The 26,339-nt window shown below is 70.4% G+C and carries 20 protein-coding genes; 11 read left to right on the top strand and 9 right to left on the bottom strand.

Annotated features, from left to right (window positions below):
* The first annotated feature begins 15 nt into the window (after positions 1 to 15).
* Entirely contained in the window at positions 16 to 1,392 is a 1,377-nt protein-coding gene (locus ACH4TV_RS33105; protein WP_398404653.1) for a cytochrome P450, read from the top strand.
* Between the two features lie 40 nt (positions 1,393 to 1,432).
* Here ACH4TV_RS33105 and ACH4TV_RS33100 read toward each other — a convergent pair whose 3' ends face one another.
* Together ACH4TV_RS33100 and ACH4TV_RS33095 are read right to left on the bottom strand one after the other, a co-directional pair.
* Positions 1,433 to 3,592, bottom strand: coding sequence for an OmpL47-type beta-barrel domain-containing protein (locus ACH4TV_RS33100; RefSeq protein WP_398405135.1), 2,160 nt, complete (start codon positions 3,590 to 3,592; stop codon positions 1,433 to 1,435).
* A gap of 56 nt (positions 3,593 to 3,648) precedes the next feature.
* A complete protein-coding gene (locus tag ACH4TV_RS33095) occupies positions 3,649 to 6,126 on the bottom strand; it encodes a ThuA domain-containing protein (RefSeq protein WP_398404651.1) in 2,478 nt (825 codons plus the stop codon).
* 241 nt (positions 6,127 to 6,367) lie between these two features.
* Here ACH4TV_RS33095 and ACH4TV_RS33090 point away from each other — a divergent pair, with 241 nt between their 5' ends.
* Both ACH4TV_RS33090 and ACH4TV_RS33085 read left to right on the top strand, forming a co-directional pair.
* The gene (locus ACH4TV_RS33090; RefSeq protein ID WP_398404649.1) at positions 6,368 to 7,381 is read left to right on the top strand and encodes a multicopper oxidase domain-containing protein; all 1,014 of its coding nucleotides are present in this window, start codon (positions 6,368 to 6,370) and stop codon (positions 7,379 to 7,381) included.
* 77 nt (positions 7,382 to 7,458) lie between these two features.
* The gene (locus ACH4TV_RS33085; protein ID WP_398404647.1) at positions 7,459 to 8,493 is read left to right on the top strand and encodes a LacI family DNA-binding transcriptional regulator; all 1,035 of its coding nucleotides are present in this window, start codon (positions 7,459 to 7,461) and stop codon (positions 8,491 to 8,493) included.
* Positions 8,494 to 8,671: 178 nt separating this feature from the next.
* On the opposite strand, the gene ACH4TV_RS33080 is transcribed toward ACH4TV_RS33085, so the two are convergent.
* Positions 8,672 to 9,466: a VOC family protein gene (locus tag ACH4TV_RS33080; RefSeq protein ID WP_398405133.1), complete on the bottom strand. Its 795-nt coding sequence runs from the start codon at positions 9,464 to 9,466 to the stop codon at positions 8,672 to 8,674.
* 240 nt (positions 9,467 to 9,706) lie between these two features.
* Here ACH4TV_RS33080 and ACH4TV_RS33075 point away from each other — a divergent pair, with 240 nt between their 5' ends.
* Positions 9,707 to 9,961, top strand: coding sequence for a WhiB family transcriptional regulator (locus tag ACH4TV_RS33075; RefSeq protein ID WP_398404645.1), 255 nt, complete (start codon positions 9,707 to 9,709; stop codon positions 9,959 to 9,961).
* A 4-nt stretch (positions 9,962 to 9,965) separates the two neighbouring features.
* Here the strand turns inward: ACH4TV_RS33075 and ACH4TV_RS33070 are convergent, their stop codons facing one another.
* The 5 genes from ACH4TV_RS33070 to ACH4TV_RS33050 form a co-directional block, all read right to left on the bottom strand.
* A complete protein-coding gene (locus tag ACH4TV_RS33070; protein ID WP_398404643.1) occupies positions 9,966 to 12,437 on the bottom strand; it encodes a hypothetical protein in 2,472 nt (823 codons plus the stop codon).
* Between the two features lie 396 nt (positions 12,438 to 12,833).
* On the bottom strand, positions 12,834 to 13,811 hold the full coding sequence (locus tag ACH4TV_RS33065) for an acyl-ACP desaturase (RefSeq protein WP_398404641.1): 978 nt from the start codon (positions 13,809 to 13,811) through the stop codon (positions 12,834 to 12,836).
* A gap of 218 nt (positions 13,812 to 14,029) precedes the next feature.
* On the bottom strand, positions 14,030 to 14,806 hold the full coding sequence (ddaH, locus tag ACH4TV_RS33060) for a dimethylargininase (protein WP_398404639.1): 777 nt from the start codon (positions 14,804 to 14,806) through the stop codon (positions 14,030 to 14,032).
* A gap of 138 nt (positions 14,807 to 14,944) precedes the next feature.
* Complete coding sequence (locus ACH4TV_RS33055; protein WP_398404637.1) at positions 14,945 to 16,561, bottom strand: ABC-F family ATP-binding cassette domain-containing protein; 1,617 nt, start codon at positions 16,559 to 16,561, stop codon at positions 14,945 to 14,947.
* Between the two features lie 288 nt (positions 16,562 to 16,849).
* Positions 16,850 to 17,266: an SsgA family sporulation/cell division regulator gene (locus tag ACH4TV_RS33050; RefSeq protein WP_398404635.1), complete on the bottom strand. Its 417-nt coding sequence runs from the start codon at positions 17,264 to 17,266 to the stop codon at positions 16,850 to 16,852.
* Between the two features lie 169 nt (positions 17,267 to 17,435).
* Here ACH4TV_RS33050 and ACH4TV_RS33045 point away from each other — a divergent pair, with 169 nt between their 5' ends.
* The 4 genes from ACH4TV_RS33045 to mmpA all read left to right on the top strand — a co-directional run bounded on the left by ACH4TV_RS33045 (position 17,436) and on the right by mmpA (position 19,922).
* Positions 17,436 to 18,560: a WD40/YVTN/BNR-like repeat-containing protein gene (locus tag ACH4TV_RS33045; protein ID WP_398404634.1), complete on the top strand. Its 1,125-nt coding sequence runs from the start codon at positions 17,436 to 17,438 to the stop codon at positions 18,558 to 18,560.
* A 64-nt stretch (positions 18,561 to 18,624) separates the two neighbouring features.
* Entirely contained in the window at positions 18,625 to 18,951 is a 327-nt protein-coding gene (locus tag ACH4TV_RS33040) for a plasmid stabilization protein (RefSeq protein ID WP_398404632.1), read from the top strand.
* A 34-nt stretch (positions 18,952 to 18,985) separates the two neighbouring features.
* Positions 18,986 to 19,714, top strand: a complete 729-nt coding sequence (locus ACH4TV_RS33035) for an endonuclease V (protein ID WP_398404630.1) — start codon at positions 18,986 to 18,988, stop codon at positions 19,712 to 19,714.
* A gap of 61 nt (positions 19,715 to 19,775) precedes the next feature.
* Positions 19,776 to 19,922 (top strand): morphogenic membrane protein MmpA, encoded by a 147-nt coding sequence (gene mmpA / locus ACH4TV_RS33030; protein ID WP_235473531.1) that lies wholly within the window; start codon positions 19,776 to 19,778, stop codon positions 19,920 to 19,922.
* A 258-nt stretch (positions 19,923 to 20,180) separates the two neighbouring features.
* Here mmpA and ACH4TV_RS33025 read toward each other — a convergent pair whose 3' ends face one another.
* Positions 20,181 to 21,368 (bottom strand): saccharopine dehydrogenase family protein, encoded by a 1,188-nt coding sequence (locus ACH4TV_RS33025; protein ID WP_398404627.1) that lies wholly within the window; start codon positions 21,366 to 21,368, stop codon positions 20,181 to 20,183.
* Between the two features lie 207 nt (positions 21,369 to 21,575).
* Between ACH4TV_RS33025 and ACH4TV_RS33020 the strand changes: the two genes are divergently transcribed.
* The 3 genes from ACH4TV_RS33020 to ACH4TV_RS33010 all read left to right on the top strand — a co-directional run bounded on the left by ACH4TV_RS33020 (position 21,576) and on the right by ACH4TV_RS33010 (position 26,240).
* A complete protein-coding gene (locus tag ACH4TV_RS33020) occupies positions 21,576 to 22,712 on the top strand; it encodes a CaiB/BaiF CoA transferase family protein (protein WP_398404625.1) in 1,137 nt (378 codons plus the stop codon).
* Positions 22,713 to 22,759: 47 nt separating this feature from the next.
* The gene (locus ACH4TV_RS33015; RefSeq protein ID WP_398404623.1) at positions 22,760 to 23,977 is read left to right on the top strand and encodes an acetyl-CoA C-acetyltransferase; all 1,218 of its coding nucleotides are present in this window, start codon (positions 22,760 to 22,762) and stop codon (positions 23,975 to 23,977) included.
* 88 nt (positions 23,978 to 24,065) lie between these two features.
* Complete coding sequence (locus ACH4TV_RS33010) at positions 24,066 to 26,240, top strand: 3-hydroxyacyl-CoA dehydrogenase NAD-binding domain-containing protein (protein ID WP_398404621.1); 2,175 nt, start codon at positions 24,066 to 24,068, stop codon at positions 26,238 to 26,240.
* Positions 26,241 to 26,339: the final 99 nt, after the last annotated feature.

Raw genomic sequence — 26,339 nt, 5'->3', positions numbered from 1 at the left:
TGGGGGACACGCGCCATGAATCCGGCCTTGACGGTCACCGCCCCGCCGGCCGCCCCCGGCGCCCTCCCGATGGCCGGGCATCTGTGGCAGATCCTGCGCGACCCCCTTCTCTTCTTCGAACGCCAGCACATCGGCGCGGGCGCCCGCACCGGCGTCGTCGTGGTGCGCGTCGGTCCACGGCCCGTCCATCTGGTGACCCGGCCGGATCTCGTACGGCAACTGCTCGCCGACCCGGGGACCTTCGACAAGGGCGGCATCTTCACCGAGGGCGTACGGACCCTGGCCGGCAACAGTGTGGCCACCTGCCCCGCGGCCGACCACCAGGTGCAGCGGCCGATTCTCCAACCCGCCTTCCAGCGGCGGCGGATCGTCGACTACTCCCGGGTGACGGAGGCGTGCGCGGACGCCCTGGCGCGATCCTGGCAGGACGGACAGCGGCTGGAGATGGTGCAGAGCATGCACCGGCTGGCCGCCGAGGTCGTCACCCGCACCCTGTTCTCCGGTCCGGGCACCGTGCAGGCGGGGCAGGACATCCAGCGGCTGTTCCCTCATCTGCTCGCCGGGCTGTACCGCAGGATGCTGCTCCCGGTCGCCTGGGTGCACAGCATGCCGCTGCCCGCCAACATCGGCTACCGGGCTGCCCTGAACGGCATCAACCGCATCATCGACAGGGAGATCCAGACGTACCGCGGCGGCGGACGCGACCGGGGCGACCTGCTCTCCGCGATGATGCACGCCACCGACCCCCGCACCGGCGCCGCCCTCACCGATACCGAACTGACCGAACAGGTCGTCGGCATGCTGATGGCCGCCATCGAGACCACCGGCAGCGCGGCGGCCTGGCTCCTGCACATTCTGTCCGCCCATCCCCAGGTCGAGGAGGCCGTCCTCGGCGAACTGCGGATCGCCGTCGGTGACCGGCCGCTGCGGGCCGAGGACCTCGGCAACCTGCCGTTGCTCAAGCGGGTGTTCGCCGAAGTGCTGCGCCTCTACCCGCCGTTCTGGCTGCTCAGCCGTGTCACCACAGGCCCCGCCGTTCTCGGCGGCCACCACATTCCCGGCGGCGCGGACATCGTCTTCAGTCTGTACTGCCTGCACCGCGACGCCCGGGCGTTTCCCTTCCCGCACCGCTTCGACCCCGACCGGTGGCTCCCCGACCGGGTCTCCGACGCCCAGCAGGAGGCACACCTTCCGTTCGGGGCCGGTACGCGCCAGTGCATCGGTGATGTGTTCGGCCGGACGGCGATCCCGCTCGTCGTCGCGACCCTGCTGCGGCACTGGCGGTTCCGGCACGCCACCGGACGGGAGGTGACCCCGCTGGTCAAGGGGACCCTGAGGCCCAGCCCCCTGAGCATGGTGGTGACGCGCCGGACCGCTGCCTTCGCCCCCTAACTCGCCTTGACTGTCACGGCAGTTGGTCGCATCGCCCGCCTCACAGGTCCTTGATCCGGATGTCCCGGTACGACACCACATCCGTCGTCCCGTGCACCTGGAGGCCGACATACCCGGACGCGAACCGCCGCCCGTCCGTGCCCGGATCGTCCGAGCGCGGCGGGGTGAAGTCCTGGCCGCCGGTGTTGTCGAACTCGTTGATCAGCACGCCGTTGCGGAACACCGAGTAGTGCTGGTCGACCACCCGGATCTCGTAGTCGTTCCAGGTGCCCTTCTGCGTGACGCCGGCCCCGGCGAGGCCCACCCGGTCGAAGCCGTAGACCGAACCCGTCTTGTACATGTCGCCGTCGGGCCGGTCGAGCACCTGCACCTCGTGCCCGTACTTGATGGCGACCCACTCGGGCCGTGCCTCCTCCGGGTGGTCGTGGACATACGGGAACCGCACGAACACACCGGAGTTGGCGTTGCCGGTGCCGGGCGCGTCGTCACGCCACTGGAGCTTCAGCGAGAAGTCGCCGTACTTGCGCTCCGGGAACCACAGCATGCCCAGGCCCCCGACCGTCGTGCCGCTGGTGATCGACCCGTCGCCGTTCGGCGCGAACGAACCGCCGCCCACCTGCTGCCACTTGGCGAAGGACTCCGGCGTACCGTCGAGGATCGTGCGGTATCCCTCGGTCTGGCCCGGCTTGCCGATGCCGGACGCGCGGGCGGCCTCGTCGATCGCCGCGTCCTCGCGTTCGTCGACGGCACCGTCCTTGACGAGCTGGTCGAGGACGGTCCGTACGTGCTTGAGGAACAGGGCGTGCGACGTCCACTCCCGCTCGTCCTCGATCAACTCACCTATCCGGCACCGGCTGTTGGTGACCCGGTTGGGCACACCCGAGTCGACCGTGCCGACGATCACCGTCAACCGCTCGTCGTACTCAGGGCAGTTGGGCGCCGGAACCCCGCCGCCTGCCACGACCGTCAGGCTCACCGAACGCGCGTCGCTGGTGTTGCCCGCCTTGTCGCTCGCCCGGTACGCCACGGAGTGCGCGCCCGCCCGGTCGACCACCACCGGTGCGGTGTACGCCAGATAGGGCCCGCCGTCGAGCGAGTACTCGACCGTGGCGACACCCGAACCGCCGTGGTCCGTCGCGCTCACGGTCACCTTGGCACTGTTGACGTAGGCGCCGTTCGCGTTCCGGGTGCCCTCGACGGTCACCCCGGTCACGGGCGGGGTGGTGTCCTCGGCAGGCTGCGCCACGACGGTGAACGCGACGCTTTTCTCGGCGGAGACGTTGCCCGCCTTGTCGGTGGCGCGGAACCGGACGGTGTGACTGCCGAGCTGGTGCACCATCACCGGCCCGCTGTACGGCTGCCAACTCCCGCTGTTCACCGCGTACTCGACCGTGTTGACCCCGGACCCGGTGTCCGAGGCGGAGACGGTGACCGTCGCCATGTCGAGATACGCGCCGCCCGCGTTCTGCTCGCCGCTCACCGTTGCCGAGGTCTCCGGCGGCGTCGTGTCGTCCGTCGGTGGCGGGACCACCGTGAACGCGGCGCTCTTCTCGGCGGCCGCGTTGCCCGACTTGTCGAACGCCCGGTAGCGCACCTGGTGGCTGCCGACCTGGTCGATCACGACCGGTGTGGTGTACGGCTGCCACGCGCCGTCGGCACCGATCGCGTACTCGATCCGGTCGACGCCGGAACCGCCCTCGTCGGTCGCGTTGATCGTCACGCTCGCCGAACCGACGTACTCGCCCTGCGCGTTCTGCGCACCTGTGACGGTCGCCGAGGTCTCCGGAGCCGTCGTGTCGGAGCCGTCGCCCTCCCTCACCACGAGGATGCCCTGCATCTGGCCGTGACCCGGGATCGTGCAGTAGTAGCGGTAACGGCCCGGGGTGAGGGTGACCTCGGCGGTGTGCCGGCCGCCCTGGTCATCGTTCGGGTTGGCGAGGATGTTGAGCTGGACGTCGTTGTTGTACTCCGGATCGATGGTGTCGAACGTCAACGTGTGCGGCATTCCGATGGTGTTGCCGGTCGCCACACTGTTCTCGAAGACGATCGTCGTCGCGCCCGCCACCGCGGTCGCGGGCGCGGAGACGTACTTGGCGATGTCGTCGCCGGCCGTCCAGGTGAGGACCTGCGCGGCGGCGGGTTCGGCGGCCGGCTCGGCAGCGGTGCGCGCCCCTGCCGCCGAGGTCAGTCCGAGGACCATGAACAGGGACGCCAACAGGGCCGTCCAGAGGTGTCTGCGTCTGCGCACTGCTCGCACTACTCCGCTCCCCTCGCGAGATCGCCGACCGCGGGAGTCGGGCCCCCACCGGTGTAAGTGACCCGCCACAGCGCCGACTTGGCGTCCGAGGTGAAGAAACCCCGGCCGTAGTCGAGGACGTACAGCGTGCCGTCGGGACCGAACTTCCAGTCCATGAGGTTCTTGATGCCGTCGTTCCCGATCGGCACGATCTTCTTCAACGACTCGGAGTGGATGGGCAGTCCGCCGTCGCCCTGGGTCTTCGGGTCCATGAGCACCGCGTTGCGCGGCTGGTCGGCGTCGTAGAAGTCGCCGACGAACCACTTGCCGTCCCAGTAGGCCGGCCACTTGGTCGTGTTGGCGCTCGCCGCGTCGTAGCGGTAGACCGGTCCGTCCATCGCGGCCTGGCCGCCGCCCTTGAGCCACGGCAGCAGATAGGTGCTCTCCGCCTGCTTGTAGGACGGGATGCCGTTGGCGTCGCGGGGGAAGTCGGGGCCGCCGCCCTGGGGCGAGTACCAGATGTTGTTGCCGGTGACCGGCGGGAGGTTGACCAGACCGTCGTTGTTCGGCGACTCGTTCTTCGGGTGGTCGCAGTCGTACCAGCCCAGCGGCTTCGACGGATCGGGCAGATTACGGTCCCGATAGGGCTGCTTGTTGCCCATGCAGTACGGCCAACCCCGGTTGCCCGCCCCGGTGATGACGGCGAACGTGTCGTACTTCGCCGGACCCCAGGTCGTCGAGGGCGCGCTCGCGTCCGGCCCGACCCAGCCCGCGTACAGGGTGTCGGTGGCCTTGTCGACGGAGATGCGGGCCGGGTTCCTGACCCCCATCACATAGATCTCGCCGCGCGTCTTGCCGCCGCCCTCGTCGGTCTCCCGGCCCGTGAAGAGGTTGCCCTCGGGGAGCGTGTAGGTGCCGTCGGACTCCGGATGGATGCGCAGGATCTTGCCGTTGAGGTTGTTGGTGTTGCCGGCGGTGCGCCGGGCGTCGGCGAACGACACGCCTTTGTAGGCCGGTTGGGGGTTGTTGCCGGAGTAACCCTCGCTGAACTGGCTGGAGTTGTTGTCACCGGTGGCGATGTACAGATTGCCCTGGGAGTCCCAGGCCATCCCGCCGCCCGAGTGACAGCAACTGTGGATCTGCACCGGCCACTTGAGCAGCACCTTCTCGCTGTTCAGGTCGAGCCGGTTGGTGGCCGGGTCGAGGGTGAAGCGGGAGACGTAGCGTTCGGCCATCCTGGTGTCGCGGTTGATCCGCGAGTGGGGCGTGTAGTGGAGGTACACCCAGCCGTTGCGCTCGAAGGACGGATCGAGCTCGATGCCGAGCAGCCCCTCCTCGACCTTGATCAGCTCGTCGCCGCCGCCCTTGTTGCCGAAGACGGTCAACTCGCCCGCCAGAGTGACCTTCTTGGTCCTCGGGTCGTAGACGTGGATCTGCCCCTTGCCCTTGCCGATATCAGGGTTGTTCCAGTCGGTGACCACCGGCTGGGACGAGTCGGCGCCACCCCGGCCGATGTAGAACACCCGCCCGTCGGGCGCGGTCACCAGCCCGTGCGGCTCACCGATCTGGTCGCTCTGCCCCGGCTGGTTGGGCTGCGTCAGGCGCTCCGCCTTGTAACTGGAGTTGATGGTGGCCTTGCAGTCGGCCCGCACCAGCCGCGTCGTCCACAGCAGCGCCCCGCGCAGATGGGTCCGGAAGTCCGTCTCGTCGTACGACGACGCCGTGCCGCCCATGCCGGTGTAGAAGGAACGTCCGCCGTCATAGTCACGGCACCAACTGACCGGGTGATCCCAGCCGTTGGCGCTCGCACCGGGCTTGTACGTCGACTCGCGCACCCGGGCCACGGTGTGCACCTCACCGGACGGGTTCTTCACCCAGTTCAGCCACTGGTCCGGCCGCTTCCACTGCGCCGGCAGTTCCTTGGTGGCGGGGTGCTGCCGGTCGCCGACCTCAACGGTCTTGCGCTGTACGGCTGTCGGGCTGGTGGCCGCCGGCCGGGCGCCCAGCAGTCCGGTGAACCAGTCGGAGTACGGTTCCGCGCGGGCGGCGCCATGGATACCGACGAACCCCCCGCCGGCCTCCATGTACGTCTCCAGCCCGGCCTCCTGATCCGGGTCGAGGACGTCACCGCCGCCGGTCAGGAAGACGATCGCGTTGAAGGTCCCGAGCCGGGAGCCGTCCGTGAACACCGAGGCGTCGTCCGTCGCCTCGACCTCGAAGCGCTGTTCCACCGGGCCGGTCAGCCCGATCCGCTCGATCGCCTCGATCCCGGCGTTGACCACCGGAGACTCCTCCCCGGCCGCCGCGGAACCGTGGAAGACGAGTACGCGTACGCCGGTGCCGCCGGGCGGCGCCTTGACGGACATCGTTGTCGCTGACGGTTCCGGGGCCGGTCGCGCACTTGCCTCGGGCCCGGACAGCAGCCCGGCGGTGACGACTCCGGCGGCGACGGTGGCCGCCCAGGTCCGTCTCCGCCGGCTCAACCCTCGTAAGGCCATAGGTTTTTGATGCGATGTGAACCGCATGTGGTCACCCACCCCTCCTCGGTCACAGCAAACGCAAAGGAAGCTAGACCCCTTTGGGCGGCTCGCCAAGAGGTATGACCGGGATGGCACGAACTTTGTCCTGAGTGTGGATAAACGGGTCCGGTGCCGCTACCGTCTCACCGGTTCCTCTTGTGACCACTCGTTCCTTCTCGTTCCCTCTGTGTAATTGCCTTACCAGGGTGGGGAGTTCGGCATGGACAGGCGTGACTTCAACCGGCGGGTGCTGCTCGGTGGTGCGGCCGTCGCGACATCGTTGTCGGTCGCCCCGGAGGCCGGCAGCGCGACCGCCGCGGCCGCCGCACCCGCGAAGACGGCCCCGGCGGGCGGCGAGGTGCGGCACATCCAGCTGTACGCGGAGCGGCTCGCCGACGGGCAGATGGGCTACGGCTTCGCGAAAGGAACGGCGTCGGTGCCCGGTCCCCTGATCGAGCTGAACGAGGGCGACACGGCGCACATCACCCTGGAGAACACCACCGACGTCGCCGTGAGCCTGCATGTGCACGGCATGGACTACGAGATCTCCAGCGACGGCACGAAACTGACGCACAGTGAGGTCGAACCCGGCGGCACCCGCACCTACACCTGGCGCACCCACGTCCCCGGCCGCCGGGCCGACGGCACCTGGCGGGCGGGCAGTGCGGGCTACTGGCACTACCACGACCACGTCGTCGGCACCGAACACGGCACCGGCGGCCTCCGCAAGGGCCTCTACGGGCCGGCGATCGTCCGGCGCAAGGGAGACATCCTCCCCGACACCACGTACACGATCGTCTTCAACGACATGACGATCAACAACCGGCCGGGCCATCAGAGCCCGAACTTCGAGGCCACGGTGGGTGATCGCGTCGAGTTCGTGATGATCACGCACGGCGAGTACTACCACACCTTCCATATGCACGGTCACCGCTGGGCGGACAACCGCACCGGCCTGCTCACCGGCCCCGACGACCCGAGTCAGGTCGTCGACAACAAGATCGTGGGCCCGGCGGACTCCTTCGGCTTCCAGGTGATCGCGGGGGAGGGGGTCGGGGCGGGCGCGTGGATGTACCACTGCCATGTGCAGAGCCACTCCGACATGGGGATGGCGGGGCTGTTCCTGGTGCGGAAGGCGGACGGGACGATTCCCGGGTATGAGCCGCACGGTGCTGCGGGTGCCGCGGATGCCGCTGGGCGGGCGGGGGAGTCGCAGTCGTCGCACGAGCACTGACGAGGCCCCGAGAGCGCTCTCATCCGGTGCCGGGCCGGGACTATCCTGATCGGTAGCCGCCGATGAGGAGCCCCGAAGTGACCGAGACCGCGTCGCGTCCCACCCTGGAGGCCGTGGCCGCGCTGGCAGGGGTCTCCCGGGCCACCGCGTCGCGGGTCGTCAACGGCGGGGACGGCGTGCGCGAACCCCTCGCCGAACGGGTCAGGCAAGCCGTGGAAGAACTCGGGTACGTGCCCAACCAGGCGGCCCGCTCCCTGGTGACCAGGCGGCACGACGCCGTCGCCGTCGTCATCGCCGAACCGGAGACACGGGTCTTCGCCGACCCCTTCTTCGCCCTGCAACTCCGGGGAATCAGCAAGGAGTTGACCGCCCACGACTCCCAACTCGTGCTGCTGCTCACCGAAGGACGCGACGACCACTCCCGCGTCGGCCGCTACCTCGCCGGCGGGCATGTCGACGGCGCGCTCGTCTTCTCGCTGCACCTCGACGACCCGTTGCCGGGCCTGGTCCAGCGGGCCGGCGTGCCCACCGTGTTCGGCGGCCGGCCCGGCTGGAGTGACGGCACGCGCCACGCCGTGTACGTCGACAGCGACAACCGGGGCGGCGCCCAGGCCGCCGTACGGCATCTCGTCGGCCTCGGGCGGACGCGGATCGCCCACATCACGGGCCCTCTCGACCAGACCTCGGCCGCGGACCGGCTCGACGGGTTCCGGGCTGTCCGGCCCGACGCCGACCCGGCACTGATCGCCGAGAGCGACTTCACCCCGGCGGGCGGGGAACGCGCGATGCGGGAACTCCTGGAGCGGCGCCCGGACCTGGACGCCGTGTTCGCGGCCAACGACCTCGCGGCCTCGGGTGCACTGCGCGTCCTGCGTGAACGCGGACGGCGCGTCCCCGAGGACGTGGCTGTCGTCGGCTTCGACGACATGCTGGCGGTCGCCGAACAGACCGACCCCCCGCTCACCACGGTCCGCCAGCCCATCGAGGAGATGGGGAGGCTGATGGCGCGGCTGCTGTTGGGGGCGGTTGCCTCCGGCGGTGAGGCAGGTTTGGCGGGTGCGCCGGCTGGCGTGGTCCTGCCGACCACGCTGGTTCGTCGCGCCTCGGCGTAGCGCTCCGCGGGGTAGGCGGTTCGTTTGCCGCGGGCCCGGTGGGGGCTGGTCGCGCCCCGCGGCGGAGCCGCAAAACGACACAGCCCCGCGCCCCTTAGGGGCGCTGCACCGCACCGGGCCTTGAGAGGTCCCGTTCGGCCCCGCCCCGGGCGGCTCCCCGCATCCTCCTGTTTTCTCCTTACATCTGTGCCGGTGCGCTCTTGATCACTGCGAAGCGGGCGCCGTACGGGTCGGTGAGTTTGGCCATGCGGCCGACGCCTTCCATGTCTGTGGCCGGCATCCGGACCTGGCCGCCGTGCTCCTGGGCCGTGGCGACCGCCGCGTCCGTGTCGGGGACCTCGAAGTACGGCAGCCAGTACGGAGTGGTCTCCGTGCCCGTCGGGTCGTCGTCCACGTCCATGACACCGCCGAACATCCCGTCCTCCCCGGTACCCGCCGGGTTCACGCACGTGTACGTGCCGCCCGGGAACGGCGCCGCCGAGGTCTCCAGGCCCAGCACCGTGCCGTAGAACGCGGCGGCCTTGGGTACGTCCGTCGTGTACAGCTCCACCCAGCACAGGGAACCGGCGTCGCCGGCTACCTCCAGGCCCTTGATCCGGGCGGGCTGCCACAGCCCGAAGACGGCGCCCGCGGTGTCCGTGAGGACGGCCATCCGGCCCGCGTCCATCACGTCCATGGCCGGCATCGGCGCGCCGCCCCCGGCCTGCTCGGCGGTCTTGACGGTGGCGTCGACGTCCGGGGTCTGGAAGGACACCGTCCAGGACGGCGGACCCCCCTGTTCCTCCGTCATCTGCATACCGCCGGCGGCGGTCCTCCCACCCAGCTGGAAGAAGCCGTACCCGCCGGCTTCCGGCCCCGCCGACCGGAAGTCCCAGCCGAAGAGCGCACGGTAGAAGGAGGTGGCACCCTCGATGTCGGGGGTGCCGAGATCGATCCAGTTCGGAGCGCCGGTCACGAAACGGGTGGTGAGCATCATTGCCCTCCTCTGTGGGGACCCGCCTCTGTAGGGCCCCGTTGCCTGCTCTGCCGAGTCTCGCACCGCCCACTGACAATCGCTGCCGGAACACTGCCGCGCGCCGCCGTGCGCTCGCGCGTCCGGTGGGAGCATCATCGGACGACCGGCCGGGCCCCGGGCAGCCTGACGGGCGGTCCGGTACGTGCCGTTGATCCGACGTTGATCGAACGTTTTTCGCCGCCCGGCACGATCTCGTCCATGTACTACGAGACGATGACCCCCACGGACGGCGCCTGGCAGGCGCAGGCCCTGTGCGCGCAGACCGGGGCCGACTTCTTCTTTCCCGAGCCGGGCAGCTCGGTGCGCGAGGCGAAGCGCATCTGCGGGATGTGCGAGATGCGCCCCGCCTGCCTGGAGTACGCGCTCAGCAACGACGAGCGGTTCGGCGTCTGGGGCGGCCTCTCCGAGAAGGAACGGCTCCACCTCAGGCGCACCACGCACACGTCCCACTGACCGCTCAGGCGTACGTCACACTGAACCGCTCCGTCCCGGCCGGCACCCGCACGTCCTGGCCCGCCACCTCAAGCTGCTGCCCGTCCGCCGAAGCCGACCGCACCTCGCCGAACTGGCACGGATAGACGAACCGCACCCCCGCCGGAGCCGTCGTGACCTCCACGGTCACCGTCCGCCCGGCCGGATCGTGCGTGAGCCGGTAGCCGAACGGCTCCCCGAAGAGCGTCGGCGCCGACTCCACGGCGACCTGTTCGCCCGACGGCACCCAGTGCGGGCGTACCCCCGGAGCGATGTAGAGGTGCGGATCGCCGTCCTCGTCGGCCTCGAAGAAGAGGATGTCGCGGATCAGCAGCAGATACTCGGCGGCTGCCCAGCCGTGCGGGATGTCGCCCATGTACCAGCGCTGGTACGGCACTTCGGTGAACTCGGACGCGATGGAGAACGCGTGCTGCTCGTTCCACGCGCCGAGCGCGACCGCCCGGTCCGCCACTGACGGGAACCCCGCCCGCACCACCCAGTCGAGCAGCTCGTCCATCCGCCCCGGATCGCCCGCGAGCAGATACGCGTGCGCCAACTGGAGGGTGAGATAGGGGCCGTACGCGTTCCAGGCCGCCTCGTGCCGGTAGCCGCCGGTCACGAAGTGCGCGAACATCGTGTCGAGCGTGAAGCGGGCCGCCCGGTCGATGTCGGCGCCCAGTTTGCTGCCCATGTGCAGGCGGAGCGGGTGGAAGTACGCGGCCGTTCCGATCATCGTCGAGTCGAGCCGGCCGACATCGCCGGGACCGGTCGGAATGTACGTCTCCCAGGCGCCGCGCCGCTGCTGCTCGTCCAGCACCCAGCGGATCGAGTCGGCGGTGGCCTGCTTCAACTCGTCGAAGGCACCCCAGAGTTCGGGCACCTCGGGCGCCCCGATCCGCTCGGCGAGACGGGCCGCCTCGTACAGGCCGGCCAGGCCCCACAGGTCGTCCCAGTAGTGCGGCTTGTCGCGCTCACCGAGGTGCTCCGCGCTCCAGCCGCTGTGCAGCAGGCCGTACTGGTCGCGGTTGTCGCGGAGCCAGCGGGCGGCGTCGCGCACGTACGGGACGTACAGCTTCGCCCCGAAGGCCGCCGCGCGCCCGCCGGTGCGGTCGAAGCGGCCGATCGCCCACAGCGCCTGGCCGTTGCTGTCCCACTCGCGGTCGTCCTTCTCGTGCGGACCGCCGTAGAAGCCGTACTCGGCGCACGGCCCGATCCGGCCCGTACCGAGGTTGAAGCGGAGTGGGTAGTGCGTGCCCAACTGGTGCTCGGCCAGGGCGGTGTCACCGACCAGCGAGCAGGCCGTCGCCTCCACGGACGAGTCGCGGATCCAGAACGAGTCGTAGACCGTCGGGCCCGGATGGATCTCCCCGTGGTCGGAGAGCATCAGCAGCTGCGAGCGCGCCTGGCGGAAGAGATCCGTCAAGTGGCGGACCCGGCTCGGCAGTTCGGGCTGCACGCCCTGTTCCAGCAGTTTCGGCGCCCAGAAGTCCCGGTTCGCCTCCTCCAGTTCGGCCGCCGGGGCCGACCGCAGCTCCGTCAGGTCGGCGGATCCGGTGAACAGGTCGACGGGCAGGCGTACATCGACCCTGAAGATCTCGTCGCCGCTCACCCTGAACGGCCACGCGAACACCGCGCTGCACATGCCCGCCACCTGGTCCTGCGCCTCCAGCGCGCCGTTCAGCTTGCCGCCGGTCACCAGGTCGTGGAACGGGCTGTGCGTGAGATACGTGTCCGGGTCGTGGGAGAAGTCCGGGTTGCCGTAGACGCCGTACTGCTCGGGCGCGGTGTCGAAGACCGGCCCCCAGCCGGAGTTGGTCTCCACCCGCTGCTCGTTCGGCAGATACCGCAGGAACGTCAGCCGCCGGTCGGTGACCTGGCGGCCGTTGCGGTCGTGCCGCTGGAAGCCGCTCGGCCCGGCCGGCAGGACCGCCGCACACAACAGCCCTTCCCTGGACTGTCCGTCAGGGCTGCGCACCGCCAACCGTGAGACGACCAGGTCCCGTTGGCGGGCGCCGACCGTCGTCGCGAAGGTGCGCTGCTCGAACTCGGCCTCCTCCGGCGTGTGGAACCGCGTCACCACGACCGGCAGATGTGGCTCCGCCATCCACTGCTCGACCCTTCCGCCGTCCGGGAGTTGGGGCAGCCGCAGCGTGCCCGTCGCCGGCTCGTGCAGGAAGAACGCGAGGCAGTACTTGTCATAGACCGGCTCGATCTCGCCGGCCTGCCCGATCAGGGACTCCTGCCGGTGGTCCTTGACACCGACCATGTGCCAGTAGCGGTACAGGGCGTTGGAGGCGAAGGCCGCCTCCTTCGAGTCGTACGTACCGGCGTCGTAGTCGTCGCTCCAGCGCCGGAAGGCCTGCTGCGCCCACCAGGGCACGGGGTACGGGAGTCGGTCCCGCCCTGCCCAGCCGCGCCACATGACCTCGTAGAACATCCATTCATGGGTCTGCGCCATGATGCGTCACCCCCTGCGGGCACCGTTGCACCATGGGCGGGCCACGTAAATCGGTCCGGCGCGATCCGTCTCCCGGCTGAGGGGCGATCCGGTACGCCGACCGGTTCCGGGCGGGCACGGTCCAGCTCATGCCACGTACCCGGCACCAGCGGATCGACGGTCTCCGCAACGCTCTCGACCCGCCTCCGTTTCCGCGACGCATACGCGAACTTGTCGCACGCACACGGGAGTTCACACCGGTGAGGATGGTCCTGGCGGTGTAGGAGGAACGCGGGTCGTACGGACGGGCGGCGCGAGGGGCTGAAAGCACTGCGCCGCCACCCCGTGGCCGGCGTGCGGGACGCGGCGCTGACGAGGTGACGGCGCAGGAGTGAAGGGTGCGGTGCTCCGGGTCGGTCAGCCGGCGGCGCGGGCCGCCATGCGGGCCTTGCGGGCCGCGAGCTTCGCGTCGAACTTGGAGGCCTCCGCGTCCAGGCCGCCCATGTACATGCCGAGTTCCTCCTGGGCCTGGAGACCCTCGCCGCTGAGGTCACCCATGTCCATGACCTTGAGGTGGCGCAGGACGGGCTGGAGCACGTCGTCGTGGTGGATGCGCATGTTGTAGACCTCGCCGATCGCCATCTGCGCGGCGGCCCGCTCGAAGCCGGGCATGCCGTGACCGGGCATCCGGAAGTTGACGATCACGTCCCGGACCGCCTGCATGGTCAGGTCGGGCGCGAGTTCGAAGGCGGCCTTCAGCAGGTTCCGGTAGAAGACCATGTGAAGGTTCTCGTCGGTCGCGATGCGGGCCAGCATGCGGTCGCAGACCGGGTCGCCCGACTGGTGGCCCGTGTTGCGGTGCGAGACGCGGGTGGCCAGCTCCTGGAAGGCGACGTACGCCACCGAGTGCAGCATCGAGTGCCGGTTGTCCGACTCGAAGCCCTCGGCCATGTGCTGCATACGGAACTCTTCGAGCTTGTCCGGGTCGACGGCGCGGGAGGCGAGCAGGTAGTCGCGCATCACGATGCCGTGCCGGCCCTCCTCCGCGGTCCAGCGGTGCACCCAGGTGCCCCAGGCGCCGTCGCGGCCGAACAGGCTGGCGATCTCGTGGTGGTAGCTGGGAAGGTTGTCCTCGGTGAGGAGGTTGACGACCAGGGCGATCCGGCCGAGCTCGGTGACCTTGGACTGCTCCTTGCCCCAGGCCTCGCCGTCCTCGAAGAGGCCGGGGAAGTTACGGGCGTCGCTCCACGGCACGTACTCGTGCGGCATCCAGTCCTTGGCGACCTTCAGGTGACGGTTGAGTTCCGTCTCGACCACTTCTTCCAGGGCGTACAGCAGCCGGGCGTCGGTCCAGGCGCCGGACGGGCTACCGAGGTGCGGAGAAGTGATCGTCATGAATGCTCCAGTAAAGGCGTGCGAGCGGAGGTGTGAAGACAGCTGGGGACTGCTACTGCTCTTAACTCAACCTACGGCATCGTAGGCTACGTTCCCGTAGGTTACGCCACCGTAAGTTAAGAGTGCTGTAAAGATCCCTGATCAGCGGGTTTCATGCCGGGAGTGGTGCTGCGCCCGGATTCGCAGGTCGTAAGGCCGAACGGGTACCCCGGTCATCCTCAGGCATACAGGTCCCGCAGCCTGACCGAGAGGCATGTCACACAGCCTTCCAGCTTCTCGAACTCGCTGATGTCGACGAGCACGGGTTCGTGGCCGAGATCGGCGAGCAGTTCGGCCGTCTTCGGCGCGCTCGCCGCCATCAGCAGTTTCCCACCGCCCAGCAGCACCACGTGCGCCCCGGACTCCTCGGGCACCGGCAGGAAGCGCGGGAAGAGGGACGGCGTGTCCACCAGCGGCGCGTGTCCGACGACGGTCCCGTCCGGGAGCGCCGTGACCGCCGACTTCAGATGCAGCACCTTGCTCACCGGTACGGCCACGACCCGGGCGCCGAGCGGCTCGAACACGGCCCTGAGCTGCTGCACACCGGCGGCGTTGGTCCGCCCGCCCCGCCCGACGTAGATCGTGTCGCCGACCTTGAGGATGTCACCGCCCTCCAGGGTGCCCGGCTCCCAGACCCAGTTCACCGAGCAGCCGAGGCGGGCCACCGCCTCCTCGACACCGCCGGTCTCGCCGCGCCGGGACTCGGCGCCGGGGCGCGCGATCAGCGCGACGTTCCGGTAGACGACCACCGCGTCCTCGACGAACACCGAGTCCGGGCAGTCGTCCGCCGGCTCCACCTCGACGGTCTCCCAGCCGTGCGTACGCAGCGCCTCCGCGTACGCCTCCCACTGCCGCACGGCGAGGTCGGTGTCGACCGCCGCCCGCTCGATGTGCGTGACGAGGCCCTCGGCCAGGCGCGGGCTGGGGCGACGGATCAGGGCCTTCTTGCTGGGCACGAGCAGAACTCCGTATCGGAAGGGGGTGTCCGCGCACATCATGCAGCCCGGTCGGCGCGGACAAAAGCCCCGGAGGCCGGACCGGGGCCCGCACCTCCTTGCCGATCACCTCACGATCACCCCGTCCTCACGTGGCCATCACCCCACCTCCTCCGGCGTGATCTCCCTCAACTCCCCGTCCAGGAGCAGCCACCGGGTGATCCCGATCGACTCCAGGAACGGCAGGTCGTGGCTGGCGACGATCAGTGCGCCCTCGTACGAATCCAGGGCCGTCGTCAGTTGGCGTGCACTCGCCATGTCCAGGTTGTTGGTCGGCTCGTCCAGCATCAGGAGCTGGGGTGCAGGTTCCGCCAGCATCAGCGCGGCCAGGGCGGCACGGAAGCGCTCGCCGCCCGACAGGGTCGCCGCCCGCTGGTCGGCGCGGGCGCCCCGGAACAGGAAGCGGGCCAGCCGGGCGCGGACCCGGTTGTTGGTGGCGGCCGGGGCGAACCGGGCCACGTTCTCCGCGACGGTCAGCTCGTCGTCGAGCACGTCGAGCCGCTGCGGCAGAAAACGCAACGGCACGTGTGCCTTCGTCTCGCCGGACACCGGCGGCAGCTCACCGGCGATCGTGCGCAGCAGCGTCGTCTTGCCGGCGCCGTTGCGCCCGATCAGCGCGACCCGCTCGGGCCCGCGCAGGTCGAAGGAGCCCACGCTCGCTCCGTACGCCAACTCCAAGTCCAGCAGGGTGAGTACGGTACGGCCGGGCGGTACGGCCGTGTACGGCAGGTCGACGCGGATCTCGTCGTCGTCGCGTACGGCGTCCACCGCCTCGTCGAGCCGGTCCTTCGCGTCGGCGAGCCGCTCCTCGTGCATGATCCGATGCTTGCCCGCCGACTCCTGGGCGGACCGCTTGCGCGCCCCCATGACGATTTTCGGCTCGCGTTTCTGCTCGAACATCTTCTGCCCGTACTTCTTGCGGCGGGCCAACTTGACCTGTGCGTCGACCAGTTCGCGCTTCTGCTTCTTCAGGTCGGCCTCGGCGACCCGCACCATGCGCTCGGCCGCCTCCTGTTCGGTGGCGAGGGCCTCCTCGTACGCGGAGAAGTTGCCGCCGTACCAGGTGACCTCCCCGGCGCGCAGGTCGGCGATCTGGTTGACCAGGTCGAGGAGTTCGCGGTCGTGGCTGACCACGACCATCACCCCGGGCCAGGAGGAGACGGCCGTGTACAGCCGGCGGCGCGCGTACAGGTCCAGGTTGTTGGTCGGCTCGTCGAGGAGGAGGACGTCCGGGCGGTTCAGCAGCAGCGCGGCCAGCCGCAGGAGGACCGACTCGCCGCCCGAGACCTCGCCGGTCGTGCGGTCCAGGTCAATGTGGCCGAGCCCGAGTTCGCCGAGCGTGACGAGGGCGCGTTCCTCCACGTCCCAGTCGTCGCCGATCGTCTCGAAGTGCTCCTCGGCCACGTCACCCGCCTCGATGGCGTGCAGCGCGGCCCGCTTGGCCGCGATGCCGAGTGCTTCGTCGACGCGCAGCGTGGTGTCGAGGGTGACGGTCTGCGGGAGGTAGCCGATGTCGCCCGCGACGCGGAGGGTGCCGTCGGCGGGCTGTAGCTGCCCGGCGATCAGCTTCAACAGGGTTGACTTTCCTGATCCGTTGACGCCGACGAGCCCGGTGCGGCCGGGGCCGAAGGCGATGTCGAGGCCGTCGAAGACGGCGGTGCCGTCGGGCCAGGCGAAGGACAGGGAGGTGACTGCGATGGAGGTGGTGGCTGACATGCGGCCTCGCGGTTGCTTGATGCGGTCGGGGCAAACGCGTATCGAGACACCGGCGGGCGGCGGGAGAGTCCTGGTGACACGAGAAAGGCCCTGCTCCGGAAGGAGGGAACGGACGGCTCGAACACCGAGGTCGCACACGAGCACACACACCACTGGAGGGTGTGGGGCACGGCGTCTCAGGACCTCAGTAGAGCAACGTCCTTCTCCAATCGACGGCAACAGGACCGCGTACAGCGTAGGAAAGGGCGTTTCAGACTGTCAACGAATTAAAAGCTGTCCCGGGCCCGCTCACAGCACGTCGCGCATCAGCTCCGCCAGCTCGCGGTCCAGGTCGGTCTGGAGATGCTCCAGGCCTACGGGCACCAGCTCCGTCGTGGCGGCCAGGAAGCTCCGCAGCTCGACGGAGCGGACGTGCACAACCGCGGTGCCCTCCGGGGCGTGGAACTCCAGGACCGTACGTCCGTAGCCGTACGGCCGCACTCGTACGTCGCCGTGGCCCTGCGCGTCCTGCATGCCGTCCACGAGGAGTTCGCGGGCGAACGTCCAGCAGACCTCCACGCCCTCCAGCGTGGCCGGGGCGGGGAAGGTCATCCGGACCGCGAACGGGTCGCTCCGGTCGTAGGTGAGTGTTGCGGGAATGCTCGGCATCCGCGGTGCGGCGGCGACGAGACGGGCCTCTACGAGCTGCTCGATGACGATGGACAACGCGATGCTCCCTTGTGACGGTTGGCCGGACTCCCGGGACGGAACGGTCCGCACACTGAAGGAGACGCTGGAATGAGCCAATCAGTGCACCTGAAATTCGAGTGACCTCTGTCACCGCGTTCAATCACTGCTACCTTCGCCCGCCATGAGGCTCTTGGGGATCACGTCGATGAAGCGGCAGACGAGACGTACGGGGCGGACGGGGCGAGCGGTGGTGGCAGGGACGTACGCGGTGGCGCTGGCCGCCGTCGCCGCCGGACTGGCCGTCCCCGCGCAGGCGTACGAGGGGGCGGGCGCCGCGAGCGGCCCCGGGCACCGTGCGCCGCACTGGGCGCCGAAGGACAGCGGCGCCGCCGACGTCCGCTTCCGTGGACTGTCCGCCGTCAGCCGGAACACCGCCTGGGTCGCCGGCAGCCAGGGCACGGTGCTGCGTACCACCGACGGCGGAGCGAACTGGCGAAACGTCTCTCCGCCGGGCGCGGCCGAGCTCCAGTTCCGGGACATCGAGGCGTTCGACGCGCGGCGCGCCGTGGTCCTGGCCATCGGCGAGGGCGAGGCCTCCCGGGTCTACCGCACCGACGACGGCGGCGAGACCTGGACCGAGTCGTTCCGCAACACCGACGCCAGGGCCTTCTACGACTGCCTCACCTTCTTCGACCGCCGTCACGGACTCGCGATGAGCGACCCGGTGGACGGCAGGTTCCGCATCCTCTCCACCAGCGACGGCGGACGCTCCTGGAAGGTGCTGCCGAGCGACGGCATGCCGGCCGCCCTGGACGGCGAGGCGGGCTTCGCGGCGAGCGGGCAGTGCCTGGTCAGCTCGGGGCCGCGTGATGTGTGGCTGGCCACGGGCGGGGGTGCACGCGCGCGTGTGCTGCACTCCGCCGACCGCGGGCTCACCTGGACGGCCTCCGACACACCGATACCCGCGGGCGACCCGGCCCGCGGCGTCTTCGCACTCGCCTTCCGCGACCGCACCCACGGACTCGCGGTCGGCGGCGACTACCGCGCCGACCAGGCCTCACCGCAGGCGGGGGCGGTCACCGCGGACGGCGGCCGCACCTGGAAGACGGCCACCGCATCCCCGCCCGCCTACCGCTCCGGCGTCGCCTGGCTCCCGTACAGCCGCACCGCCGCGCTCGCGGTCGGCCCGACCGGCACCGACCTCACCACGGACGCCGGGCGCACCTGGAAGACCGTCGACACGGGCTCGTACGACACCGTGGACTGCACTCCCGACCTGGGCTGCTGGGCCGCCGGGGAGAAGGGGCGGGTGGCACGGCTCGAAACCTGAGGCACGGGTACCCGTTCACCGACCGGCCAGCAACAACGGCAGGACAGGAAGGAAGTGAACGGTCATGCCACGTGGTTCGAGCCCCAAGCGGGAACGTCAGTACGAGCACATCAAGGAGAGCGCGCAGGACCGGGGAGAGAGCAAGAAGCGCGCCGAGGAGATCGCCGCGCGGACCGTCAACAAGGAACGCGCCCGCGCCGGCGAGTCCAAGACCGCCAGCCGTACGTCCACCGAGGACATGTCGTCCGGCAGGCGTGGCGGTCAGCGCTCGCACCAGGGCTCCCGGGGGCCGACGTACGACCAGCTCTACGAGGAGGCCAAGCGGCGGAACGTCCACGGCCGTTCGGACATGAACAAGGAGCAGCTGAAGCGGGCCCTGGGCGGTAAGTGACCGGCGACCGGCGGCCCGTAGGCTCGTCATCACCATGGCGATGACGACGACCGTACCCCTTCCGGCAGGCTGGCCCACGACCGAGGAGCAGGCCCGCGCCGTCCAGGACGACTTGCGACGGCAGGTGGTCCTGGACGAGCCCGGACCGCCGGCCGGGACGGGACACGTGACGGGCGTGGATGTCGCCTACGACGACGAGCGGGACCTCGTCGTGGCCGCCGCGGTCGTCCTGGACGCGGTGACCCTCGACGTCGTCGCCGAGGCCACGGCCGTCGGACGGGTCTCCTTCCCGTACGTGCCCGGACTGCTCGCGTTCCGCGAGATCCCGGCCGTCCTGGCCGCCCTCGAAGCGCTGCCCGCCCCGCCCGGCCTCGTCGTCTGTGACGGCTACGGCCTGGCCCACCCGCGCCGTTTCGGCCTCGCCAGCCACCTGGGCGTCCTCACCGGCCTCCCCACGATCGGCGTCGCGAAGAACCCGTTCACGTTCACGTACGAGGAACCGGGAACCCGGCGTGGATCGGCGTCCCCGCTCCTGGCGGGCGCGGAGGAGGTCGGCCGCGCCCTGCGCACCCGGGACGCGGTCAAGCCGGTGTTCGTCTCGGTCGGCCACCGCACGACCCTCGAAACGGCCTGCGCCCACACCCTCGCGCTCACCCCGGCATACCGCCTTCCGGAGACGACCCGCCGGGCGGACTCCCTGTGCAGACGGGCACTGAAGGACCTGACGGAAGCACCCGCCCGAGAGGATCAAACGATCATCTGAGTACGTGTTCTGAGTACCTGTACGGATGCCGGCGGGCCGGAGCTGTCGACAGGCTGTGTCCATGACCACGCACCGAGCCCCGAAGCCCGCCGCCAGCCCCGCCCAGCCCGTCGAGCGCGCCGTCACGGCCGCACTGATCGTCGCCGTCCTGGCGGGACTCGCCTGGATCGTCGGCATGATCTACACGGTCACGGGCTGGGCCCAGTAAGCACCTAGGGCGCTTCTGATGGATCTCCGCGGCGTCGCGGCGCCCGGCACGCACTCCCCCACTCTCGGCTCCGCTCGAGCGGGGGGACCCCCATGCCGCGTTGCCGAAACGCCCACGTGGCTCCTCCCTCACTCTCGGCTTCGCTCGAGCGGGGGGACCCCCATCGAGGGCGCTCCGGCGCCTTGCGATCGCACGCACCAGACGCCGCTCCTTCCTCCACGGAGATCCATCAGAAGCGCCCTAGCCGCCGGCGGCCCGTCACCGACTGGACGCGACCCGGAACGTGATTCCCGCCTTGCGCAGGCGTTCGATCAGCGCGTCGCCCATCGCCACCGCGGTGGTGACCTGACCGGCCGTCGCCGGGAGGTCGTCGAAGGCCAGGCAGAGCGCCGACTCGGCGAACATCTTCGCCGTCTCGTCGTAGCCGGGGTCGCCGCCCGCGACCTCCGTGAACACCTGCCGGCCGCCGCCCTCGCCCACGAACCGCACGGAGAACCAGCTCTTCGCCCGCCTCTCCGCGCTCGGCCCGTCCCCCGGCTCCAGCCGCCCGGACAACCAGCGCCGCGCGGGCGCCAGTTGCGCCGCCGCGAACACCGCACCGGCCGCGGCCACCCCGCCCACCGCGACGGGCAGCCACCGTACCGCCGCGTAATGGCGGTAACGGAAATCGGGCCCGTACCGTTCCAGCGCGCGTGCCGAACGGACCACGACCTGCGGGTCGATCGTGGGCAGCGGCAGCGCCCACGCGTCGACCTCCTTCGCGTACCGCGGTGTGCCCATCGGTGCCGTCGCCCGCCGTCCCAGCAGCCGCGGCTCGTGCCGTCGGCGGTCCCGCGCGGCGGCCAGCAACCGGGTTCCCCGGGAGAACTGGTTGAGAGCGGAGGCGAACGTGCCGCCCGAGAACATCGCGTCGGCGCGCACGAACCCGTCCACGGTCAGCGGCACCCCTTCGGGAAGCTGCGCGACGGTGAAGTACGCGCCCAGGTCGTGCGGGACGGAGTCGAAACCACAGGCGTGCACCAGCCGGGCGCCGGTCTCCCGCGCGCGTGCGTCGTGCCGGACGTACATCAGGTCGACGAATTCGGCCTCACCGCTGAGGTCTAGGTAGTCGGTGCCGGCGTCCGCGCAGGCGGCGACGAGTTCCTCGCCGTACGTCAGATAGGGGCCCACCGTCGTGGCCAGCACGCGCGCGTGCCCGGCGAGGGCGCGCAGCGCGTCCGGATCGGACACGTCCGCCTGCACGACCCCGACATGGGCCGCCCTGCCGACGCCCGCCAGGCGCTCCCGCAGCAGCTCCAGCCTGTCCAGGCTGCGGCCCGCGATCGCCCAGCGCAGCCCGTCGGGCGCGTGCGCGGCGAGGTATTCGGCGGTGAGTGTGCCGACGAAGCCCGTGGCTCCGAACAGCACGATGTCGTACGGGCGTTCCGTCCCGTTCGGCCTGTTCATGACACCCCTTGTCGTACGTCCCGCGCCGTTGTCGGTGGTCGAGGCTAGCGTGAGGGGGAGTGGAGTCGTGCGGCCGGTCCATGGCTGGAAGAAAACAGCTTGGCCAAGCGCTTGCTTAATCTGTGCCTCGCGAAGCCTTGTGCGGAGTGGAACGCGTTCTTAGCATCGCTGGTGGCACATCGGTTGTGTCATGGGAGTGGGGGCTCGATGTCAGTGGCAGGGACGGCAGGAACCGGCCCGCTCACGGGGGTGCGGGTGGTCGAGCTGGCGGGCATCGGGCCCGGCCCGTTCGCCGCCATGCTCCTCGCCGACCTGGGCGCCGACGTCGTCCGCGTGGACCGGCCCGGCGGCACCGGACTCGCCGTCGACCCCGAGTACGACGTCACGAACCGCAACAAGCGGTCGGTGATCGTCGACCTCAAGGCACCCGAAGGGCCCTCACAGGTCCTCGACCTGGCCGCCCGCGCCGACATCCTCGTGGAGGGCTACCGCCCCGGTGTCGCCGAGCGCCTCGGTATCGGCCCCGAGACCTGCCACGCCCGCAACCCGGGGCTCGTCTACGGCCGGATGACCGGCTGGGGCCAGGAAGGCCCGCTCGCCCGCCGTGCCGGGCACGACATCGTCTACCTCGCCCCGACCGGCACCCTCGGCCTGACCGGCGATCCGGGTACCCCGCCGCCTGCCCCCGCCAACCTCCTCGGCGACTACGCGGGCGGCTCCCTGTACCTCGTCGTCGGCGTCCTCGCCGCCCTCCACCACGCGCGCGCGACGGGCACCGGCCAGGTCGTGGACGCCGCGATCGTCGACGGCGCGGCCCACCTCGCCACGATGATCCACGGCATGCTGGCGGCCGGCGGCTGGCAGGACCGGCGCGGCGCCAACCTCCTGGACGGCGGCTGCCCGTACTACGGGACGTACGAGACCGCCGACGACCGGTACATGGCGGTCGGCGCGCTGGAACCCCAGTTCTACGAGGAGTTCCTGGCATTGCTCGGCCTCCCGGAACACTCCGCCGCCCGCAAGGACATCACCCGCTGGGACGCCCTGCGCGAGGCGGTCACCGCCCGCTTCAGAACCCGTACGAGGGACGAGTGGACGGCGGTCTTCGAGGGCTCCGACGCGTGCGTGGCCCCCGTCCTCTCGCTCCGCGAGGCCCCGCACCACCCGCACCTGGCCGCCCGCGGCACCTTCACCGACCACGGCGGCATCACCCAGCCGGCCCCCGCGCCCCGCTTCTCCGTGACCCACACGTCGATCCACAGCGGCCCCGCCCAGCCGGGCGCCGACACGGCGGACGTGGCCCGCGACTGGGACGTGCCCCGACTCCTGAAGGACGGCGGCTGACCACCGGCCGGCGCCCGCTCGCCCCACCCTCCCCGAAAGGCTTACCAGTGAGCACCGAAGCGTTTGTGTACGACGCGATCCGCACCCCGCGCGGTCGCGGCAAGGCGGACGGAGCCCTGCACGGCACCAAGCCCATCGACCTCGTCGTCGGCCTCATCCACGAGGTCAGGAACCGGTTCCCGGACCTCGACCCGGCCGCGATCGACGACGTCGTGCTGGGTGTCGTCGGGCCGGTCGGCGACCAGGGTTCCGACATCGCGCGGACCGCCGCGATCGCGGCCGGACTGCCGGACACGGTGGCCGGCGTCCAGGAGAACCGCTTCTGTGCGTCGGGCCTCGAGGCCGTCAACATGGCCGCCGCCAAGGTGCGTTCGGGCTGGGAGGACCTGATCCTCGCGGGTGGCGTCGAGTCCATGTCTCGGGTGCCGATGGGCTCGGACGGCGGTGCGTGGTTCAACGACCCGATGACCAACCTCGCCGTCAACTTCGTGCCGCAGGGCATCGGCGCCGACCTCATCGCCACCATCGAGGGCTTCTCCCGCCGGGACGTCGACGAGTACGCGGCCCTCTCCCAGGAACGGGCGGCGGCAGCGCAGAAGGACGGCCGCTTCGAGCGGTCGGTCGTCCCGGTGAAGGACCGCAGCGGCCTCGTCGTCCTCGACCACGACGAGCACCCGCGCCCCGGCACCACCGCCGACTCCCTCGCCCGGCTGAAGCCGTCGTTCGCGGACATCGGCGACCTGGGCGGCTTCGACGCCGTGGCGCTCCAGACGTACCACTGGGTCGAGAAGATCGACCACGTCCACCACGCGGGCAATTCGTCCGGCATCGTGGACGGCGCCTCGCTGGTCGCCATCGGCTCCAAGGAGGTCGGCGAGCGCTACGGGCTGCGTCCGCGCGCGCGGATCGTTTCCGCCGCCGTGTCCGGCTCCGAGCCCACGATCATGCTCACCGGTCCGGCGCCCGCCACCCGCAAGGCGCTCGCCAAGGCCGGGCTGACCATCGACGACATCGACCTCGTGGAGATCAACGAGGCCTTCGCGGCCGTCGTACTCCGCTTCGCGCGGGACATGGGCCTGTCCCTCGACAAGATCAACGTCAACGGCGGTGCCATCGCCCTGGGACACCCGCTGGGCGCCACCGGCGCGATGATCCTCGGCACCCTCGTCGACGAACTGGAGCGCCAGGACAAGCGGTACGGCCTCGCCACGCTGTGCGTGGGCGGCGGCATGGGCATCGCGACGATCGTCGAGCGGATCAGCTGAGACCCCGGCGGATTCAGTGGCATCAAGAGACGCAAGTGACGCAAGTGATGCAAGAGACTTCTGAGCTTCCTCTACGGAGATCCCTGTCATGACACAGAGCACCACGATCCGCTGGGAACAGGACCGCACCGGTCTCGTCACCCTCGTCCTCGACGACCCCCAGCAGTCCGCGAACACCATGAACCAGGCGTTCCGCGACTCCCTCGCGGTGGTCACCGACCGCCTGGAGGCCGAGAAGGACACGATCCGCGGAATCATCGTCACCTCCGCCAAGAAGACGTTCTTCGCGGGCGGAGACCTGCGCGACCTGATCCGCGTCACGCCGGAGACGGCCCAGGAGCTGTTCGAGGGCGGCCTCGCCATCAAGCGCGACCTGCGCCGCATCGAGACCCTGGGCAAGCCGGTGGTCGCGGCGATGAACGGCGCGGCCCTGGGCGGCGGCTACGAGATCGCGCTGGCCTGCCACCACCGGGTCGCGCTCGACGCGCCGGGCACGAAGATCGGCTGCCCCGAGGTCACCCTCGGCCTCCTCCCCGGCGGCGGCGGGGTCGCCCGTACGGTACGCATGCTGGGCATCGCCGACGCGCTGCTGAAGGTGCTGCTCCAGGGGACGCAATACAGCCCCCAGCGGGCTCTGCAGAACGGTCTGATCGACGAAGTGGCGTCCACGCAGGACGAGTTGCTGGCCAAGGCGCGTGCCTTCATCGACGCCAACCCGGAGTCGCGGCAGCCCTGGGACAAGCCCGGCTACCGCATCCCGGGCGGCACCCCGGCCAACCCCAAGTTCGCGGCGAACCTGCCCGCCTTCCCCGCCAACCTGCGCAAGCAGACGAACGGCGCGCCCTACCCGGCCCCGCGCAGCATCCTCGCGGCGGCCGTCGAGGGCGCCCAGGTCGACTTCGAGACCGCGCAGGTCATCGAGGCCCGCTACTTCGTCGAGCTGGCCGCCGGACAGACCTCGAAGAACATGATCCAGGCGTTCTTCTTCGACCTCCAGGCCGTCAACTCGGGCGCCAACCGCCCCAAGGGCGTCGAGCCCCGCCCGGTCCGCAGGGTGGCGGTCCTCGGCGCCGGGATGATGGGCGCGGGGATCGCGTACTCGTGCGCCCGCGCGGGCATCGACGTGGTCCTCAAGGACGTGTCGGCCGAAGCGGCGGCCAAGGGCAGGAACTACTCCGAGAAGCTGTGCGCGAAGGCCGTCTCCCGGGGCCGTATGCCCCAGGAGAAGGCGGACGCGCTGCTCGCCCGCATCACGGCGACGGCGGACCCGCAGGACCTGGCCGGCTGCGACGCGGTCATCGAGGCGGTCTTCGAGGACACCGCCCTCAAGCACAAGGTGTTCCAGGAGATCCAGCACATCGTCGAACCGGACGCGCTGCTGTGCTCCAACACCTCCACGCTCCCCATCACCGCCCTCGCCGAAGGCGTCGAACGACAGGCCGACTTCGTCGGACTGCACTTCTTCTCCCCTGTCGACAAGATGCCGCTCGTCGAGATCATCAAGGGCGAGCGGACGGGGGAGGAGGCGCTGGCGCGGGCCTTCGACCTGGTCCGCCAGATCCGGAAGACCCCGATCGTCGTCAACGACTCGCGAGGCTTCTTCACCTCACGGGTCATCGGGCACTTCATCAACGAGGGTGTCGCGATGGTCGGCGAGGGCATCGAGCCCGCGTCGGTCGAACAGGCGGCGGCCCAGGCCGGTTACCCGGCGAAGGTGCTGTCCCTGATGGACGAGCTGACGCTGACCCTGCCGCGCAAGATCAGGGCCGAGTCCAAGCGGGCGGTGGAGGAGGCGGGCGGTACGTGGACCACGCATCCCGCCGAAGCAGTGATCGACCGCATGGTGGACGAGTTCGGCCGTACGGGGCGGAGCGGGGGCGGGGGCTTCTACGAGTACGCGGAGGGCGGCAAGCGGGCCGGGCTGTGGCCGGGGCTGCGGGAGCACTTCACGCGCGCGGGTGCGGAGATCCCCTTCGTGGACATGCAGGAACGCATGCTGTTCTCGGAGGCGCTGGACACGGTGAGGCTCCTGGAGGAGGGCGTCCTGACGTCGGTCGCCGACGCGAACATCGGCTCGATCTTCGGGATCGGCTTCCCCGGGTGGACAGGTGGGGTCCTCCAGTACATCAACGGCTACGAGGGCGGCCTACCCGGCTTCGTCGTGCGGGCACGCGAACTGGCGGAGCGCTACGGGGAGCGGTTCGCTCCGCCGGCCCTGCTGGTGGAGAAGGCAGCGAAGGGGGAGAGGTTCGGGGACGGCTAGGGTTTCGCCCCCGCCGCCCTTACCCGTTCCCATCCCTGGGGGCTGCGCCCCCAGACCCCCGCTACGGCCCTGAACGGGCCTTGTCCTCAAACGCCGGAC

It is taken from the genome of Streptomyces sp. NPDC020898 (assembly GCF_044333925.1).
GTDB lineage: Bacteria > Actinomycetota > Actinomycetes > Streptomycetales > Streptomycetaceae > Streptomyces.
Note: the sequence above shows the minus strand (reverse complement) of the source record. Positions and strands in the feature narration are given on the sequence as shown.

Excerpts from the sequence above, each read along its gene's own strand:
- ACH4TV_RS33090 (WP_398404649.1), top strand. The coding sequence starts at position 6,368 with ATGGACAGGCGTGACTTCAACCGGCGGGTGCTGCTCGGTGGTGCGGCC.
- ACH4TV_RS33095 (WP_398404651.1), bottom strand. The coding sequence starts at position 6,126 with ATGGCCTTACGAGGGTTGAGCCGGCGGAGACGGACCTGGGCGGCCACC.
- ACH4TV_RS33070 (WP_398404643.1), bottom strand. The coding sequence starts at position 12,437 with ATGGCGCAGACCCATGAATGGATGTTCTACGAGGTCATGTGGCGCGGC.
- ACH4TV_RS33025 (WP_398404627.1), bottom strand. The coding sequence starts at position 21,368 with ATGAACAGGCCGAACGGGACGGAACGCCCGTACGACATCGTGCTGTTC.
- ACH4TV_RS33100 (WP_398405135.1), bottom strand. The coding sequence starts at position 3,592 with ATGGTCCTCGGACTGACCTCGGCGGCAGGGGCGCGCACCGCTGCCGAG.
- mmpA (WP_235473531.1), top strand. The coding sequence starts at position 19,776 with ATGACCACGCACCGAGCCCCGAAGCCCGCCGCCAGCCCCGCCCAGCCC.
- ACH4TV_RS33105 (WP_398404653.1), top strand. The coding sequence starts at position 16 with ATGAATCCGGCCTTGACGGTCACCGCCCCGCCGGCCGCCCCCGGCGCC.
- ACH4TV_RS33020 (WP_398404625.1), top strand. The coding sequence starts at position 21,576 with ATGTCAGTGGCAGGGACGGCAGGAACCGGCCCGCTCACGGGGGTGCGG.
- ACH4TV_RS33045 (WP_398404634.1), top strand. The coding sequence starts at position 17,436 with ATGAAGCGGCAGACGAGACGTACGGGGCGGACGGGGCGAGCGGTGGTG.
- ACH4TV_RS33040 (WP_398404632.1), top strand. The coding sequence starts at position 18,625 with ATGCCACGTGGTTCGAGCCCCAAGCGGGAACGTCAGTACGAGCACATC.
- ACH4TV_RS33075 (WP_398404645.1), top strand. The coding sequence starts at position 9,707 with ATGTACTACGAGACGATGACCCCCACGGACGGCGCCTGGCAGGCGCAG.
- ACH4TV_RS33065 (WP_398404641.1), bottom strand. The coding sequence starts at position 13,811 with ATGACGATCACTTCTCCGCACCTCGGTAGCCCGTCCGGCGCCTGGACC.
- ACH4TV_RS33035 (WP_398404630.1), top strand. The coding sequence starts at position 18,986 with ATGGCGATGACGACGACCGTACCCCTTCCGGCAGGCTGGCCCACGACC.
- ACH4TV_RS33080 (WP_398405133.1), bottom strand. The coding sequence starts at position 9,466 with ATGCTCACCACCCGTTTCGTGACCGGCGCTCCGAACTGGATCGATCTC.
- ACH4TV_RS33055 (WP_398404637.1), bottom strand. The coding sequence starts at position 16,561 with ATGTCAGCCACCACCTCCATCGCAGTCACCTCCCTGTCCTTCGCCTGG.
- ACH4TV_RS33010 (WP_398404621.1), top strand. The coding sequence starts at position 24,066 with ATGACACAGAGCACCACGATCCGCTGGGAACAGGACCGCACCGGTCTC.